9 protein-coding genes are annotated in these 14,643 nt (G+C 43.8%); 5 read left to right on the top strand and 4 right to left on the bottom strand.

The features are described from left to right. Positions 1 to 149: 149 nt before the first annotated feature. Entirely contained in the window at positions 150 to 4,655 is a 4,506-nt protein-coding gene (locus H2508_RS14040) for a hybrid sensor histidine kinase/response regulator (RefSeq protein ID WP_182175112.1), read from the top strand. A gap of 14 nt (positions 4,656 to 4,669) precedes the next feature. After that, positions 4,670 to 7,822, top strand: coding sequence for a ligand-binding sensor domain-containing protein (locus H2508_RS14035; RefSeq protein ID WP_182175110.1), 3,153 nt, complete (start codon positions 4,670 to 4,672; stop codon positions 7,820 to 7,822). A gap of 50 nt (positions 7,823 to 7,872) precedes the next feature. On the opposite strand, the gene H2508_RS14030 is transcribed toward H2508_RS14035, so the two are convergent. Beyond that, the gene (locus H2508_RS14030) at positions 7,873 to 8,631 is read right to left on the bottom strand and encodes an enoyl-CoA hydratase/isomerase family protein (RefSeq protein ID WP_182175108.1); all 759 of its coding nucleotides are present in this window, start codon (positions 8,629 to 8,631) and stop codon (positions 7,873 to 7,875) included. Positions 8,632 to 8,748: 117 nt separating this feature from the next. On the opposite strand from H2508_RS14030, the gene H2508_RS14025 reads away from it, so the two are divergent. The 3 genes from H2508_RS14025 (at position 8,749) to H2508_RS14015 (ending at position 11,623) form a co-directional block, all read left to right on the top strand. Beyond that, entirely contained in the window at positions 8,749 to 9,327 is a 579-nt protein-coding gene (locus tag H2508_RS14025; RefSeq protein ID WP_182175106.1) for a DNA-3-methyladenine glycosylase I, read from the top strand. Positions 9,328 to 9,452: 125 nt separating this feature from the next. Further along, on the top strand, positions 9,453 to 10,727 hold the full coding sequence (locus H2508_RS14020; RefSeq protein WP_182175104.1) for a TetR/AcrR family transcriptional regulator: 1,275 nt from the start codon (positions 9,453 to 9,455) through the stop codon (positions 10,725 to 10,727). A 35-nt stretch (positions 10,728 to 10,762) separates the two neighbouring features. After that, complete coding sequence (locus H2508_RS14015) at positions 10,763 to 11,623, top strand: acyl-CoA thioesterase (RefSeq protein WP_182175102.1); 861 nt, start codon at positions 10,763 to 10,765, stop codon at positions 11,621 to 11,623. Here H2508_RS14015 and H2508_RS14010 read toward each other — a convergent pair. Genes H2508_RS14010 through aceK form a run of 3 tightly spaced genes read right to left on the bottom strand, consistent with a single transcriptional unit; the run spans position 11,616 to position 14,619 of the window. After that, on the bottom strand, positions 11,616 to 12,164 hold the full coding sequence (locus H2508_RS14010; protein WP_182175099.1) for a histidine phosphatase family protein: 549 nt from the start codon (positions 12,162 to 12,164) through the stop codon (positions 11,616 to 11,618). The genes H2508_RS14015 and H2508_RS14010 overlap by 8 nt on opposite strands. Further along, positions 12,164 to 12,871 carry a histidine phosphatase family protein gene (locus tag H2508_RS14005; protein WP_182175095.1) on the bottom strand — a complete coding sequence of 236 codons (708 nt, stop codon included), beginning with the start codon at positions 12,869 to 12,871 and terminating at the stop codon, positions 12,164 to 12,166. Before H2508_RS14005 ends, H2508_RS14010 begins: the two co-directional genes overlap by 1 nt. Further along, a complete protein-coding gene (gene aceK, locus H2508_RS14000) occupies positions 12,871 to 14,619 on the bottom strand; it encodes a bifunctional isocitrate dehydrogenase kinase/phosphatase (protein WP_220463797.1) in 1,749 nt (582 codons plus the stop codon). The genes H2508_RS14005 and aceK overlap by 1 nt, the downstream gene beginning before the upstream one ends. Positions 14,620 to 14,643 lie beyond the last annotated feature (24 nt).

Below are 14,643 nucleotides of genomic sequence, written 5' to 3'. Positions count from 1 at the left end.
TCGCGAAGCACTAACTCCAAAAACCTGCTTAAATCTTTGGCCTCACAAAGTTACCAAAGCAACTGTTAGAACTGTTAGCGTTAGCAATCGCTATAGCCTTCAATTAATATACACAAATTCACTATTACAATAATCAGGAGCTTAGCAAGTTGCGGCAACTCGGATTACTAGTAGCCATCTTGCTTGTATTAGTCAGCCAAAATTCACTGGCACTTAAGCCACGTGATTACACATTTCAAATATCTCCTGCTTCCCGTGAACTGGGACAACAATCTGTTCGTGATATCTTTCAAGATTCTAAAGGATTTATCTGGGTACTCACTCAAGAAGGCCTACATCGATACGATGGCTATGATGTAATTCAATTTCGTGCATCAAACAGAAACCCAGCCTCAATTAGCCATCAATCGACGACTGGCATTGTTGAGGATAAAAATGGGGACCTTTGGGTATCAACTGCAGGAGGCGGATTAAATCATTACGATCCATCATCTCAAAGTTTTTCTCATATAGGAGCTATTGATACCATTTCGGAAAACCACCCACTGTCCAATACCATATATAGTATTTTTATAGCCGATAACGGCACAATTTGGATAGGCTATGGTGTGGGGTATGGTTTTAGTAGCTTCGACCCTAAAACAAAAAAGTTTACGCACTTCCCATCACGTTCTCCTAACTCACGAGCCGTAGCGTTCGCAGAAACTGACGAAGGGGTAATATGGGCTCTAGTAGAAAACCAGGGTCTACTAAAAATTAATACCAAGGAAAAAAGTATTATCTCAGTGTCCTTGCCGAGCCATAGCAATGAAAGTGATCTGCAGAGACCTAACCACTTAATGGCAGACCGGAATGGAAAGCTTTGGGTTTCGAGTCTAGCTTCAGGGTTAATGAAATACGACCCCCGAACAGAAGCATTTAAGCAATATAGGCATGATCCAAGTGATAGGAAATCACTCTCCGACTCTACTGTATATCAGACATATGAAGATTTCTCAGGGAATATATGGGCTGCAACTAGGGGTGGTATTAGTGTACTTAGCCCTGAAAATAATGAATTTACCAGAATTCATACAGGTAACTCAAACATCCCTGACAATCAAGTATTCAGTATCCGACAAAGCCAATCGGGCATTATCTGGGTAGGCACATTTAACGGCTTAGCTTATGGTACTAAGGCTTTGTTTCACAGAGTCGAGTCGGCAGCAGGCCAGCTTCACAACTCTATAAACGCCTTTGCAGAGCTTCAGTCAGGTGAAATTATTATTGGTACAAGCTCTGGTCTGAGCAGTTATGCGCCAAAACCAGAAGGAAATGATTTTTATACGGATGTAGGGCCAGATTTTATAGGACTCTCACAACTTGATGTAATGAGCTTATATAGCGATGGTAACTACCTATGGATCGGGACACTGCAGTCTGGCCTAGAAAAGTTTGACTTAACCAGCGGCAAAAGAGAGGCGTTTAGAAAAAGAATTACAAACCCAAACAGCTTAAGTAGCAACGGGATAACTTCGGTTACCAGATTAAACTCTGAGCAAGTATTAATAGGTACATACGGTGGCGGCCTAAACCTTTATGATGAACCTTCTAAGACCTTCACTCATTACAAACACTCTCCTAACGACCCTGAATCTATTAGCAGCAATAATGTTATCGCACTTCTTAAAGATTCAAAAGGTGATATATGGGTTGGAACAGAAAATGGACTTAATCTATTCAATTATAAAAATAAAACCTTTACACAGTTCTTGTCAGACTCAAACAACTCCAAAACACTATCAAGTAATATGGCTTGGGCACTTCATGAGGATAATGAAGGGCGACTATGGATTGGGACTCAAAGCGGTGGACTAAATCGATGGGACCCTCAATCTAGAGCAAATCGCAGAGAAGACTTTATTCAATATTCGGAAAACATTGGCCTTCCAAGTGCTGATATTTACGCTGTTAACAGCGATGAACATGGAAACATCTGGATATCCCACAACCGTGGTTTAAGTAAACTAAACCCACAAACTGAAGAAGTTGAAAACTACGATGTAAGCGATGGATTACAAGGTGCCGAATTCAACCATGCAGCGGTTTTAAAAGCTTCAAATGGGGATATATATTTTGGTGGAAATAATGGGTTTAATATAATTACGCCGGCTACGCTAACTAGGCCAGTATATATACCACCAATTCAAATCACTGAATTCAAAATACTTAATAATGTAGTATTTTACGACACCCCAGTTAATACGAATAAAGAAATAACTCTCGATTATAATTTTAGATATGCCACATTTAAGTTTGCAGCCCTCGATTACACTAATCCAGAGTTAAATCAATATCGATATATGCTATCCGGATATAATAACGAATGGGTAGGTCTTGGATATAATCGATCGGTATCATTTACAAGTCTACCAAGTGGCAGCTACGAACTAATAGTTCAAGGCTCAAATTCAGACGGCGTATGGAATACAGACGGAGTTCGCCTTAATCTTTATGTCAAACCCGCACCTTGGAAAAGTATCTGGGCATACGCAATTTACACTACCATTCTTATTTTAGTAATTGCCTACGGCGTAACTAGACAGCGGATCAAGTCAGATAAAGCATTAGAGCTTCAGCGACAACTTGAAGCAAAAGTCCAAGAAAGAACGTTTGAGTTAGAGGAAGCACGACTTATTGCAGAGGAGGCAAACCGAGCAAAATCAAACTTCTTTGCCACTATTAGTCACGAAATAAGAACACCGATGCATGGCGTCGTTGGAATGACCGAACTTCTTCTTCATTCCAACCTGTCAGATCAACAAAGAAAGTTCGCTGAATCGATAAAAACAAGCGGCGATTCGTTACTAGGGTTAATAAACAGTATTTTAGACTTCTCTAAAGTTGAGGCTAATAAGATTGATGTCGAAACTACCACATTCTCATTGATCGACCTGATAGGTGACGTTTGTTATCTACAAGCAGAGGCTGCAAGCCGAAAGAACATTGGACTATACAATATCGTTGACCCAAGAACACCTCTTAAGGTTATTGGCGACCCAACAAAGATACGCCAGATTCTTATTAACCTTTTGAGCAATGCTATAAAGTTCACTCATGAAGGCTACGTATCCATACGTCTAGAAACTGATCATGATAAATACAGCATTAATTCTATAGAGGCAACGATAAAGGTTATTGATACTGGGATAGGAGTTGATGAGCAAGCTCAGTCAAAAATTTTTGATGCATTTACTCAAGCTGATAATAGTACTACTAGAAAATACGGCGGGACTGGTTTAGGTCTAGCGATATCCAAACAATACTCACAATTATTAGGTGGTGATCTATCATTAATATCAGCACCTGACAAAGGCACTACCTTTGTACTTAAACTCCCTCTCGACATTAAAAAATCTATAGATGACTCTAATATTATTAATTCAGTTAAAATTGATTCGGTTATCATTCTTTTAGAAAATAGACTTCTATGTGAAATGATAACTTCTCATATCGAGAGTATTAAAAATATAAAAATATACTCTACTGACGATATACAAGAGTTTTCTAATCTATATAACGAGTATGATCTACATATTGTCGACTCAGGTCACTCGCAACTCAGCACTGAAAATTCCTTGGATTTCTTTGGCATCACCCCTGGAGTTCTCATTACCCCTATTACAGACAGCTCAGATACAAAAGATAGCACTGGCTGGAGAACTCTAAACAAGCCGGTTACAAGGGCTAGTTTAATAAAACTACTCTCATCCACCGCTTCAATAGCTAAACATAGTCCAGCCTCCGCTCCGATATCTTATGACTCTTTTCCAGACCAAAAACTTAAAGTACTTATCGCTGAAGATGTAGAGATTAACCAAAAAATTGCTAAAGAAATGCTGCTATTACTTGGCTGCGAAGCTTTCATAGTAAGCAATGGTCAAGAAGCATTAAATATGTACCGTGAGAGACAATTTGATATTATTTTCATGGACTGTCAGATGCCTGTTATGGATGGTTTCACCGCGGCAAAAGCAATTAGAGAGGTCGAATTACAAAACAGATTATCACGAAGACCAATAGTTGCACTTACTGCAGCTCTTACAAAATCCGATAAACAACGCTGCATTGATTCTGGTATGGACATTCATCTACCAAAACCATTTACAATTAGCGACCTAAAGATAGTCATCGAAAATACTCTAGGACCCAACAAAACGAACTCACTCAACTCAAATAAGAACAAGGAGAAGGATAAAGACCAAGCCCTCTTCACCAAAGAACTCAACGATGAACTGTCAAAGATTGAAATAGTTAACGAATTGGTATTAGCTAACATATTAGAGGTTGAAAAAAGCACCGGTAATAAATTATTAGACTCTCTACTCCATGGGTATAGGACTCAAATGATTGAAAAGCTCAATGAACTATCTAATAGCATTAAAATGAGTCATTACAATGACGCATTCTTTTCTGCGCATGCCATTAAATCCATGAGCACTAACATGGGATTAGAACGAGTAGCTATAATAAGCGAAAAAATTGAATTAGCCTGTAAGGCAAAAGATATCTCATCAATCAACACTCTAACTTCAGGTCTTAATAAATCTTTTATTGAAGCGTTGACTGAACTTGATAATCTGATCCAAAGAAGATCATCATTGATGGACTTATAAAGCCAAAGAGATAAATGATGATATCAATCACATCATTTTCCCCGTCTAAAACCGTCTTTCTAATATTTTATTGTTTCTTTCAATTACTTTTATCCACTCTTTCTTTTGCCTCTAAAGACTTTCACCCCGTCGTACAGAACACTGGCAACCTTCTAGATCTAACTAATAATACTGTCACGTCAATACTACATGGCCCACAGGGTAGACTATGGATTGGAACACATCAGGGCCTTTATAAATACGATGGTAACAAACCGATTCTTTACACTCCAAAAAATCGGATCAGGCACTACATTCCTGAATCCAATATTTCAGATATTGATAACTCAGAGTCTGGCACAATTTGGCTATCTACTTACGGCGGAACACTCTCAAGATACAACCCTTTAAACGATAGCTTTATCCCAGCTAGCACAATAAAAAAAACACCAAAACTCTTATCTATAACTAAAATATCAGCAACATTTTCAGAGGTAATATGGATAGGAACACGGAATGGAGTAACAACTTATTTACCCAAAATATCAACTTATAGTGAACTGATGACGGTAGACTCCGATTCAGAACCTATCGGTAGAATAATTGACATTGTAGCACTCAGCCCAACTATGGCAGTGGCAACCACAGATAGAGGACTTTACTCACTAGAAGCTCTTGGCTCTCTCACAAAGCCCTCCCCTCCATCATTAGTAGTTACAAATATAAATCATCTCACACCATTTCCAACGACCTTATCTGAGCCGAAAAAAGACTCCTTCTGGCTTGGTAGCACGGATGGTGAAATTGCAAAGATATCGAGTGATTTAACTATTGTATTTAATACAATGCTTCCCGAATCAGCATCTATCTCTTCAATTATAGATAATGGCAACCTGGTTTTTATTGGTACTGACAAAGGTATATGGATATACAATTATGAAAAAGACACTTTTAGTCATATAAATGATAAAAATTCTTTACTATCAAACAATCATATAACATCTCTTTACTTTTTTGACGAGCTATTGTGGGTCGGAACTTACAATGGCTTAAACCTTATAACTGCGTCGCAGTTTAACCTCACCAACTCTGCTAACAGCATCATTAAAAACGAAGTTCTTGCTATCGAGAGTGATTCTCAGGGCTCTATCTGGATAGGTACTTACGAAGGTCTATTCCATAAACCACACCTCGCTAACCCTAAACTTGATCTCACCTTGGGATTCCAAGAAATAGAAATCCCTGACGAAAGAATAATGTCACTCGCAGCTAAAAACGACGATATTTGGATAGGTACTCGGCATAACGGTGTCTTCACTATCGATATAAATCGTTTAGGAACAACCAAGCAATTACTTCCGGGTTCGCTAAGCAATGCAGCTGTCACATCAATATTACACATGGACAACAATACTAGCTGGGTAGGAACATATAACTACGGGCTATTAAAGATTGACAGCTCTGGTGTAGCCCGTCTTAAAAAGCATCCAGAAAAAGAAAAGTCTCTAACTGAACGCTCAATTACCTTGCTATCACATTCAGAAGACAAAAAAACATTTATAGTCGGCTCTGAAAATAATTTATATCTATACTCACCCACCCAAGATATTTTCAAATCATTAAATATTGAACTTCTAGATATAAAAAATAAGCCAACCTTTCTTTCCTTGTTTCAATCTTCTCGAGGAACGACTTGGTTAGGCACTCTAAATCATGGTCCTTTATTAACACACCATAAACTAGATGGCACTGCTACCCAACGCCTTTCTAGGGTAACCGATCACCCAACGCTCTCGTCCTCAGCCGTTTATGCCTTCCAAGAAGATGATCAAGAAAATATATGGGCATCGACCTCAACCGGTATCTATCTACTTAATTATCGTGGCCAAGTAATGAAAAGATTTGGTGTCTCCGATGGACTTCAGGGTAATGATTTTAATTTTGGCGCCTCCCACAAAGATCACAAAGGACGTATCTACTTCGGTGGTAGCAACGGTTATAACCGCTTCGATCCTAGTGAGGTCACTCTTAATGAAACAGTCCCACCTATGTTACTTACTAACCTTAAAATCGCGGGACAAAGCCCTACCTTTAACAAAGCCATCCACGACATTACTAGCGTCGAGCTGAACCACAAAGACTATTACGTAAATTTTGAGTTCAGTGCTTTAGACTATCTAGATCCTGCCAACAACATCTACCGTTATAAGTTACTTGGGTTTGACCCAGACTGGGTTGATATTGGCAATCGCAATTCTGCAACCTATACCAACCTTCCTGCCGGTGATTACACCCTGCACATTCAAGGGGCCAGTGCTTCAGGTGTATGGAACCGAGAGGGCATTTCAGTTCAAATCAAGGTTAATCCCCCACCTTGGCTTAGCTGGTGGGCTTACAGCCTCTATGCTTTGCTGGCAGCCTTTATCGCCTGGCATATAAAGCGCATCTACGACAACTACGTTATTCGTGAACGTGCTATTGCCTTAGCTCACGATATGCAGGTTGCAGCCGACCGTGCCTCCGATGAAATACAGGAGCAATTAGATCAACAGAGTATTTTGGTTGAGACCATACATCACTTCAACCTTGATCAGCTTGCCTATGTCCAGAGATGCTTTGAGCGTTATTCTGATTTGTTACCAGCGGACTTAGCGGATGCTTTAAGCAATGATTTCAATAATCGTATTGAGGCTTTTATCTGTCTAGAAAATGCTCTTTATTACAGGTTTGAAGAATTACTGGCAGACCTCCATGCCTACACTGAATCACTTTATTCAATTTTACTTAGAGCTGAGAATCAGCCACAGAGCTCAGTTGCACTTTCCCAAATTAGCATTATTAATTTAGTAAGTACTCAGCTAATTCCTGCCCAATTAGCACTGCCACTATCAATAGTCATTTACGAATTGCTCTCAAATGCCATAGTGCATGCTTTTGAGCAGGATAGCCGCTCATGCTTTATCAGGATTTCACTTGAAGAATGCCCCGATCTTACCAGTCACTTCAAGCTGCTGGTGCAGGACAATGGCATTGGTATGCCCGCTAATATCAGTCTCGAAAACCCAGACACTGAGGGTATGAGAGCTGTTGTCCAAGCGATAAGGCATTTAAATGGTACTCTGCAGATTGAACGTGATAGCGGCACAAAAGTGCTGGCTTTAGTGCCCATCCCTGAGCCCAGGTTCTAACTATCCACCTTGCTGTGCTGACTACTCTGAATCTAATTCACCACAGTGTGTTACGCACCACAAAAGTTTGCTCTTCTCTTTTCACGCTGTGCGGCAAAGCCCTCTTGAAGGTCTGCAGAGTCCAAACAGCTTTGATATAACTGTCGTGCAGAATCAACATCTAGTTTAGCAGCCGCCTCAGCTTGGATAATTGATTTCATCCCCTGCACGGATAAGGGCGCTAAGCTCGCCAGTTTTTGCGCTAAGCGCTCTGCTTGCTGATCGATTTGATCTGGCTCCACTAAATAATCTAAAAAGCCAAGTGACAGCATCTCATCACTATGTAATTTCTCGGCTGCCATCAATAACCTCTTCGCAGCAGAGACCCCTAAACGCTGAACAAAACGCTGAATACCACTGACTGGATAGCACAAACCAATTTCTGCTGCAGGCACTTTTATATAGGCCCCTCTCACCCCGATACGATAATCACAGCTCAATGCTAGCTCGACTCCACCACCAAAAGCATTGCCATTGATCACAGCAATGGTTGGAATCTGCAACTCTGCGATCTGATCAGTTGTCTGCTGAAACAAGTCAGCGCTAATTTCTCCGCTATTTAACTCATCTAATGCAGCGCCTGCGCAAAAGGTTTTACCTGCCGCAGCACTTATCACCAAGACCCTTGGAGTATCTGCGCCACTCATACGCTTTAAGAAGCCCTGAATAGCCAGTAGCTCTTGCTTGCCTAATGAGTTATGACGCTCTGGCTTATTCAGTACCAGTCGAGCAATATCGCCGTCCCGAGTAAAAAGTATTGTTTTTTGCATATCTGCGCCCTATTGAATGACTTAAATTTTCCCACAGGCTCGGCTCACTCGCCACCATCACTAGACTCCATCCACAGACAGACACATACTGCCAGCTCCACTTGTTCGGAAGGACCTATGATCTCACGCTGTAGTTGGTGCACTGATGACCCACTGTATATTGCCTACCATGATCATGAGTGGGGCGTGCCTGTGTACGATGACACTAGGCTATTCGAGTTTCTACTGCTTGAAGGTGCCCAAGCTGGGCTGTCTTGGATTACGGTACTTAAAAAGCGCGAAGGCTACCGCAGACTTTTTGCCGAATTTGATCCCGCAAAGGTTGCCGGCTTCAGCGACCAGCAATTAGAAGAGCGCTTACTGGACCCAAGTATCATCCGTAACCGCTTGAAGGTATTTGGGGCGCGCACTAACGCCAAGGCTTTTCTCTCAGTACAAGCCCACTACGGTAGCTTTAGTGAGTTTCTCTGGAGCTATACACAGAGTCGCCCTCTACAGAACACCTGGGCCGATAGCTCGGAAGTGCCTGCCACTACCCCGCTCTCTGACAAAATCAGCAAAGATCTCAAAAAACTGGGCTTCACATTTGTTGGCTCCACTATCATCTATGCCTACTTACAGGCTATTGGCATGGTTAACGACCACACTCTCAACTGTTTCCGCCATCAAGCCTGTCGGCAACTCTCACTAAAATAGGCTTTACAGCGCAAGGCCCTAGCCACAATGCTGGACAGGACCAAAAAAGATACTTAAAGTTGAAATTTTAGACGACAGGGAATGCCCCTTCGGCATGACACGCTGAGCCAGTGGGAAGCCAGTTAATGAACAATGACAGCCCTAGGCCCTCGCCATTTAACCGCTCAGCACAGCACGATGCAAAGCGTGCCGCGATACTGTCGCAGTCAGCGCGCTTATTTAACTATAAAGGTTCGAGAGCTACTACCCTACAAGAAATCGCAGCCTCTTTGGGGCTCACCAAAACAAGCCTTTATTACTATGTAAAAACTAAAGAAGAGCTGATCTATCAGTGCTACATGGCAGCACTGCAGCATCACTTGAAACAGCTCGACGATATCGAGCAGCGCCTTAGCGACCCCGCTGAACGCGCTGCAGCCTTTTTTATTCAGCACTTTGAAAACTGGTTGGCGGCAGAAGAAGGCCGCGGTCCACATATTGCAGCTTTACTTGAAATAGCGTCCTTAAAAAGGCCCCACCAAGATGCGGTGGAAGCGCAATATATCGTGATGTTTAAGCGCCTGCGACAATTGTTAAGGGATGGTATCGCTTCAGGTCGCTTTCGACCGATGGCAATCACCTCTACTACCCGGGCCATCCTAGGCTCTGTGGAATGGACATTTTCTTGGCTTCACCAAGTACCCAAAGAGAGGGTAGCCGAGATCGCTCAGCAAGCCGCAGATTTACTAGCGCGCGGGCTGTATGCTGGTACAAATGAATATCAGGGGCTAGCATCAAGTGCTGTGGTAGCAAACACTCACTATACTCAATGGTTTAACCGCGAGGAACAAAACCAACTCAAGCAGCAAGCTTTTTATAAATCCGGTACGCGTTTTTTTAACAAACAAGGTTTTAGCGGTGCGTCATTGGATGAGATAGCCGAGCACCTCAATGTGTCAAAGGGCGCCTTTTATTACCACATCAACAACAAGGAAGATCTGCTCTACCACTGTTACACCTACTCCTTAGACATGGTGTCAGACATCCATAAACGAGCAGCTGAGCTTAACGATTCGGGCCTGGCTAAAGTGGCGCAAATTTGTCGCAGTATCTTCCAGGTACAAAACTCAGACCAAGGCCCTCTCATTCGCTACAACACCATCACCGCTTTACCGATGGAGCGTCGCAAAGAGATTCTGCGACATACCGAAAAATCCAATACCCGATTCGGCGACTTTATTCGAGCGGGGATCGAAGACGGTAGCATCAGAGATATTGACGTTTTCATTGCTCAAAATCTGATCACAGGTGCTATCAATGCCTCAATGGATATTGAGCTCTGGCGCAAAGTCGATGATTTGAACAGCGCCGCTGATGACTACTTCGATATCTTTTTTAACGGCCTACTTCCTCGTAGCTAAGCATTCACCACCCACATTACTAGCGGAGCACAGCAGTGACAAAACATCTGGAAAAATTGATAAAACAATTGGAAGTGGAGGCGATCGATAGCTACCTATTTATCGGTGACAGCCCTCGTTTTCCCCCGCGGATCTTTGGCGGACAGGTCTTGGCACAGGCTTTGAATGCAGCTAGTCGTACCGTTAGTGAAGATCGTATCGCCCACTCTATGCACGCTTATTTTTTACGCCCCGGTGACCCAAGCAAGCGGATCGTATACGAGGTCGACCCGATCCGCGACGGCAACAGCTTCACTACTCGGCGGGTCGTTGCAAAGCAAGAAGGTAAGGCGATTTTTAACACTTCGATATCTTTTCAAGGCTTAGAGGAAGGTCTCGAGCACCAAGCTACTGCCCCCACTGTACCGCAGCCCGAAGACTTAGAAACTGATGCTGAGTACTGGGAAAGAAAAGCAAGAGAAAATCCCGAAGCGGTGCACCCAGCGATGCTCAGCCACCCAATTGAAAGGCGCACTATAGACCCTCGTGATGAGGATAACCCGCAACCAAAAGAAGCCGTACAACACTTCTGGTTCAGAGTACCGGGCAATATCGGTGACGACCCAGTGCGCCACCAAACACTGCTTGCTTACATCTCAGACTTTGGTCTCCTTGATGCTTCGCTTCTGCCACACCCTTACACCCCAAGCAGCCAGGAGCTGCAAGTAGCCAGTTTGGACCATGCTATTTGGTTTCACCAAGCCGTTCGAGTCGATGAATATTTGCTATACACCATGGATAGCCCCAGCGCCTCTGGAGGGCGAGGTATGAATCGTGGCAGCTTCTATAACCGCGAAGGTGTACTGATTGCTTCCACTGCACAAGAGTCGCTAATCAGAGTACGAAAGCCTAGTTAACTGGGGTATCGAGCTCAGGGCCAAGTTGGTAAATACTGAGCTCGCCCTTAACAAGCTTTAGCTGAGTCACCGAAGCGTTATCCGGCCAAAAGTGCAGGACTTTATCGCTGTTTTGCAAGCTAGCCACAATGGCGTTAATCACTAGAAAGTGCGTGAATACCACCGCGGGCGAACTGAGCTCTTGTAAGGCTCGCAGTAGCTCGCTGCGCCACTGATGCACCAAAGGCGACTGCTCACTCCAGCTCTCCCTCATTACTTGCTTAAGCCATTCCTTGCGCTTGGCTAGTGGCACAGTAGAGGGGATCTCTCGAAATGCAGGCTCAATCGTTAGCGAAAGCCCTAATGACTGTGCTAGTGGCTCAGCAGTTTGCTGCGCCCGCAGCATGGGACTGCTGATTAGCTGTATATCCGCTGGCAGTTCCGGCAACAGTGATCGGGCAGCCTCAGCAGCCTGCTGCCGGCCTAACTCACTCAAACCTGGATCTGCCGCCTGGCCCCAGAGGGCTGCCGCCTCACCATGGCGTACTAAATAAATATTCATCAACGATAACTCACGAGGTTCTCACCGAGCTCATTGCCCATGATTTGTAAAAAAGATCGATCATTGAAGTAGGATAATGACACTCTATCGCGACTATAGAATAGCTGTGTCACTGAGCAGTTAAATATTGGTTCGTAGAACTTGTAAGTATGCTCCCCACCAAGACCTAATACTTGCGCAACAAGTGTGGCAATGGTACCACCGGAACTAAATACCGCTATTGTCTTACCCGCGCCCTGCTCACTCATCAGTTCTTGCAAAGCATCGCGGGCCGCTGTGGCGTAATCCTCCCAGCTCTGAATGGCGGGCTCTTTACAAGCCGGGGAGACCCAATAATTAAATACGGCTTCTATCACTTTTTGATAGGTTTTACTGTCGGCTAAACCCTTATCAACTAATGCTCTTAATGCCGGATCGCGCTCCATCAACTGCGGCAGTAAGTGTTCAATCTGCTCTTCGTTACGAATTTCATTAAAGCGCGAGTCAATCCTGTGGTTCACCTTCTGGGGCTGGCTTGCAAGTGCCAGCTCGGCGGTTTTTCGCTGACGCAACAAATCGCCGCTGTATGCTGCATCTAGCTTGATACCCTGCCTGGCAAGGTAAGTACCGAGCGCTTTTGCCTGACGCTCACCGAGCTCCGATAATTTGTCGTAATCGGCCGCTCCAAAAGACGCCTGACCATGACGAATTAGATAAATGGTAGCCATTAACTCATGCCTTGGGGGTTATTCGCCTCTCTAGGAAAACGCAGTTTGCGTCGATAGGGGAAGAAGTCTTCGATATAACCGCTGCGAATACGCTCTTGCAGACCTTGCCAAAACTCCGACTCATAGATATCACTGTGCATCTCGTCGAATACTTTACGCGCGCGCTGATTGCCAGAGAAAAACAGGCGGAACTCTTCTGGGAAAATATCATTAGGACCAACGGTGTACCAAGGCTGGCTAGCCATTTCCTCTGCTTCGTTGCGAGGCTCAGGGATCTTGCGGAAGTTACAATCTACTAATGGCTGAATTTCGTCATAATCGTAAAACACCACTCGACCATGTCGAGTAACGCCAAAGTTTTTTAGCAGCATATCACCGGGAAATATATTGGCTGAAGCTAGCTGCTTGATCGCGTTGCCATATTCATCCATGACCGCAATGACCTGCTCTTCTGTGGCATCCTGCAGGTAAAGGTTTAATGGTGTCATGCGCCGTTCGACATAGACGTGCTTAATAATCAGTGCTTTGCCATGCTCTTCTATCACCGATGGGGCCACCTCGTGTAACTCCTCCATCAGCTCATCTGAAAAGCGCTCCCGGGCAAAAGCGAGGTTGGTAAATTCCTGTGTATCTGCCATTCGCCCTGCCCGATCTGAGCGCTTAACCAAGCGGTACTTTTCTCGCACCTGCTCGTGGGTCATATCCTTGGGCGGTGTGAAGCGGTCTTTAATTATCTTAAAAACAAAGTCGTAGGAGGGCATGGTGAACACGCTCATCACCATCCCTTTGATACCTGGCGCAATCATGAATTGATCTTGAGTGCGCGTCATATGGCGATGAGCACAGCGGTAGTAGTAGGTTTTACCGTGCTTGTTATAGCCCATCGCACTGTAAATCTCAGAAATTGGCTTGGCGGGCATTAACTGCTGTAAAAACAGTACGTACTGAGAGGGAATACTCGCATCAACCATAAAATAAGAGCGCGTAAAGCTGAACAGCACACTGCACTTATCGGCACCGAAGAGTACCGTATCGATATATATCTCGCCGGATTCATTTTGTTGAATGGGGAACACTAAAGGCATCGAAGCGCTTCCAGCAACAATACGCCCGACAATGTAAGCCCCTTTATTGCGGAAAAAGTGGTGCTCTAAAATCTGAAACTCCACATTTGGATGATCCAGATTAAATCGCGGCGCTAAGTAAGAGTTAATGACTTCGATGATGCGCCCTATATCGCGCTGAATATCTTCATAGGGCATGTGAAAGGCATAGTCTTCAAATAATTCGCTGAGTAAGTCTGCCAGGTTGTTATTGAGCGGGTAAGTTTTAACAACTTTGCTCACATCGGGATGCGGCATGTCCCCGTGTGGCGAGAATATAAATGCATATTCATCGCGAATTTTACGGTGTTTAAATACAGCGCAATAAACCGAGTTATAAAATGTCTCAGCCATTTCAAAATTATTATGACCACGGATTAATTCAGCGTATTCAGCTTTTGTCCCGCTCCAGAATGCGTAGTCACCTAACTGCTCACCGGCGATTAACTCGACAACCGATAACACAGAGGTGATTTTGGCTTTATACAGGTCAATACGCTCAATTGAGGCGACGCGCATACCGTGCCAGTCCGCGTTTTCAAATCGAGTCCGCGCCCCCAGCGTAATATTTTGGAACTCAGCAAAGTAAGACTCAAAACCGTTGAAAATACAGCGTGCAAAGCGCTCTTGTTTTTCCACTGACATCTCCCGAGCGCAGGCAATGCCTGC

Origin of the sequence: Sediminihaliea albiluteola (assembly GCF_014077625.1) — a bacterium.
Lineage (GTDB): Bacteria > Pseudomonadota > Gammaproteobacteria > Pseudomonadales > Halieaceae > Sediminihaliea > Sediminihaliea albiluteola.
The sequence above is the reverse complement of the archived record's forward strand: the minus strand, read 5'-3'. Positions and strand labels throughout refer to the sequence as shown.

Coding starts and splice junctions, on each gene's coding strand:
- H2508_RS14010 (WP_182175099.1), bottom strand. CDS start 12,164: ATGAATATTTATTTAGTACGCCATGGTGAGGCGGCAGCCCTCTGGGGC.
- H2508_RS14030 (WP_182175108.1), bottom strand. CDS start 8,631: ATGCAAAAAACAATACTTTTTACTCGGGACGGCGATATTGCTCGACTG.
- H2508_RS14035 (WP_182175110.1), top strand. CDS start 4,670: ATGATGATATCAATCACATCATTTTCCCCGTCTAAAACCGTCTTTCTA.
- H2508_RS14020 (WP_182175104.1), top strand. CDS start 9,453: ATGAACAATGACAGCCCTAGGCCCTCGCCATTTAACCGCTCAGCACAG.
- aceK (WP_220463797.1), bottom strand. CDS start 14,619: ATGTCAGTGGAAAAACAAGAGCGCTTTGCACGCTGTATTTTCAACGGT.
- H2508_RS14005 (WP_182175095.1), bottom strand. CDS start 12,871: ATGGCTACCATTTATCTAATTCGTCATGGTCAGGCGTCTTTTGGAGCG.
- H2508_RS14025 (WP_182175106.1), top strand. CDS start 8,749: ATGATCTCACGCTGTAGTTGGTGCACTGATGACCCACTGTATATTGCC.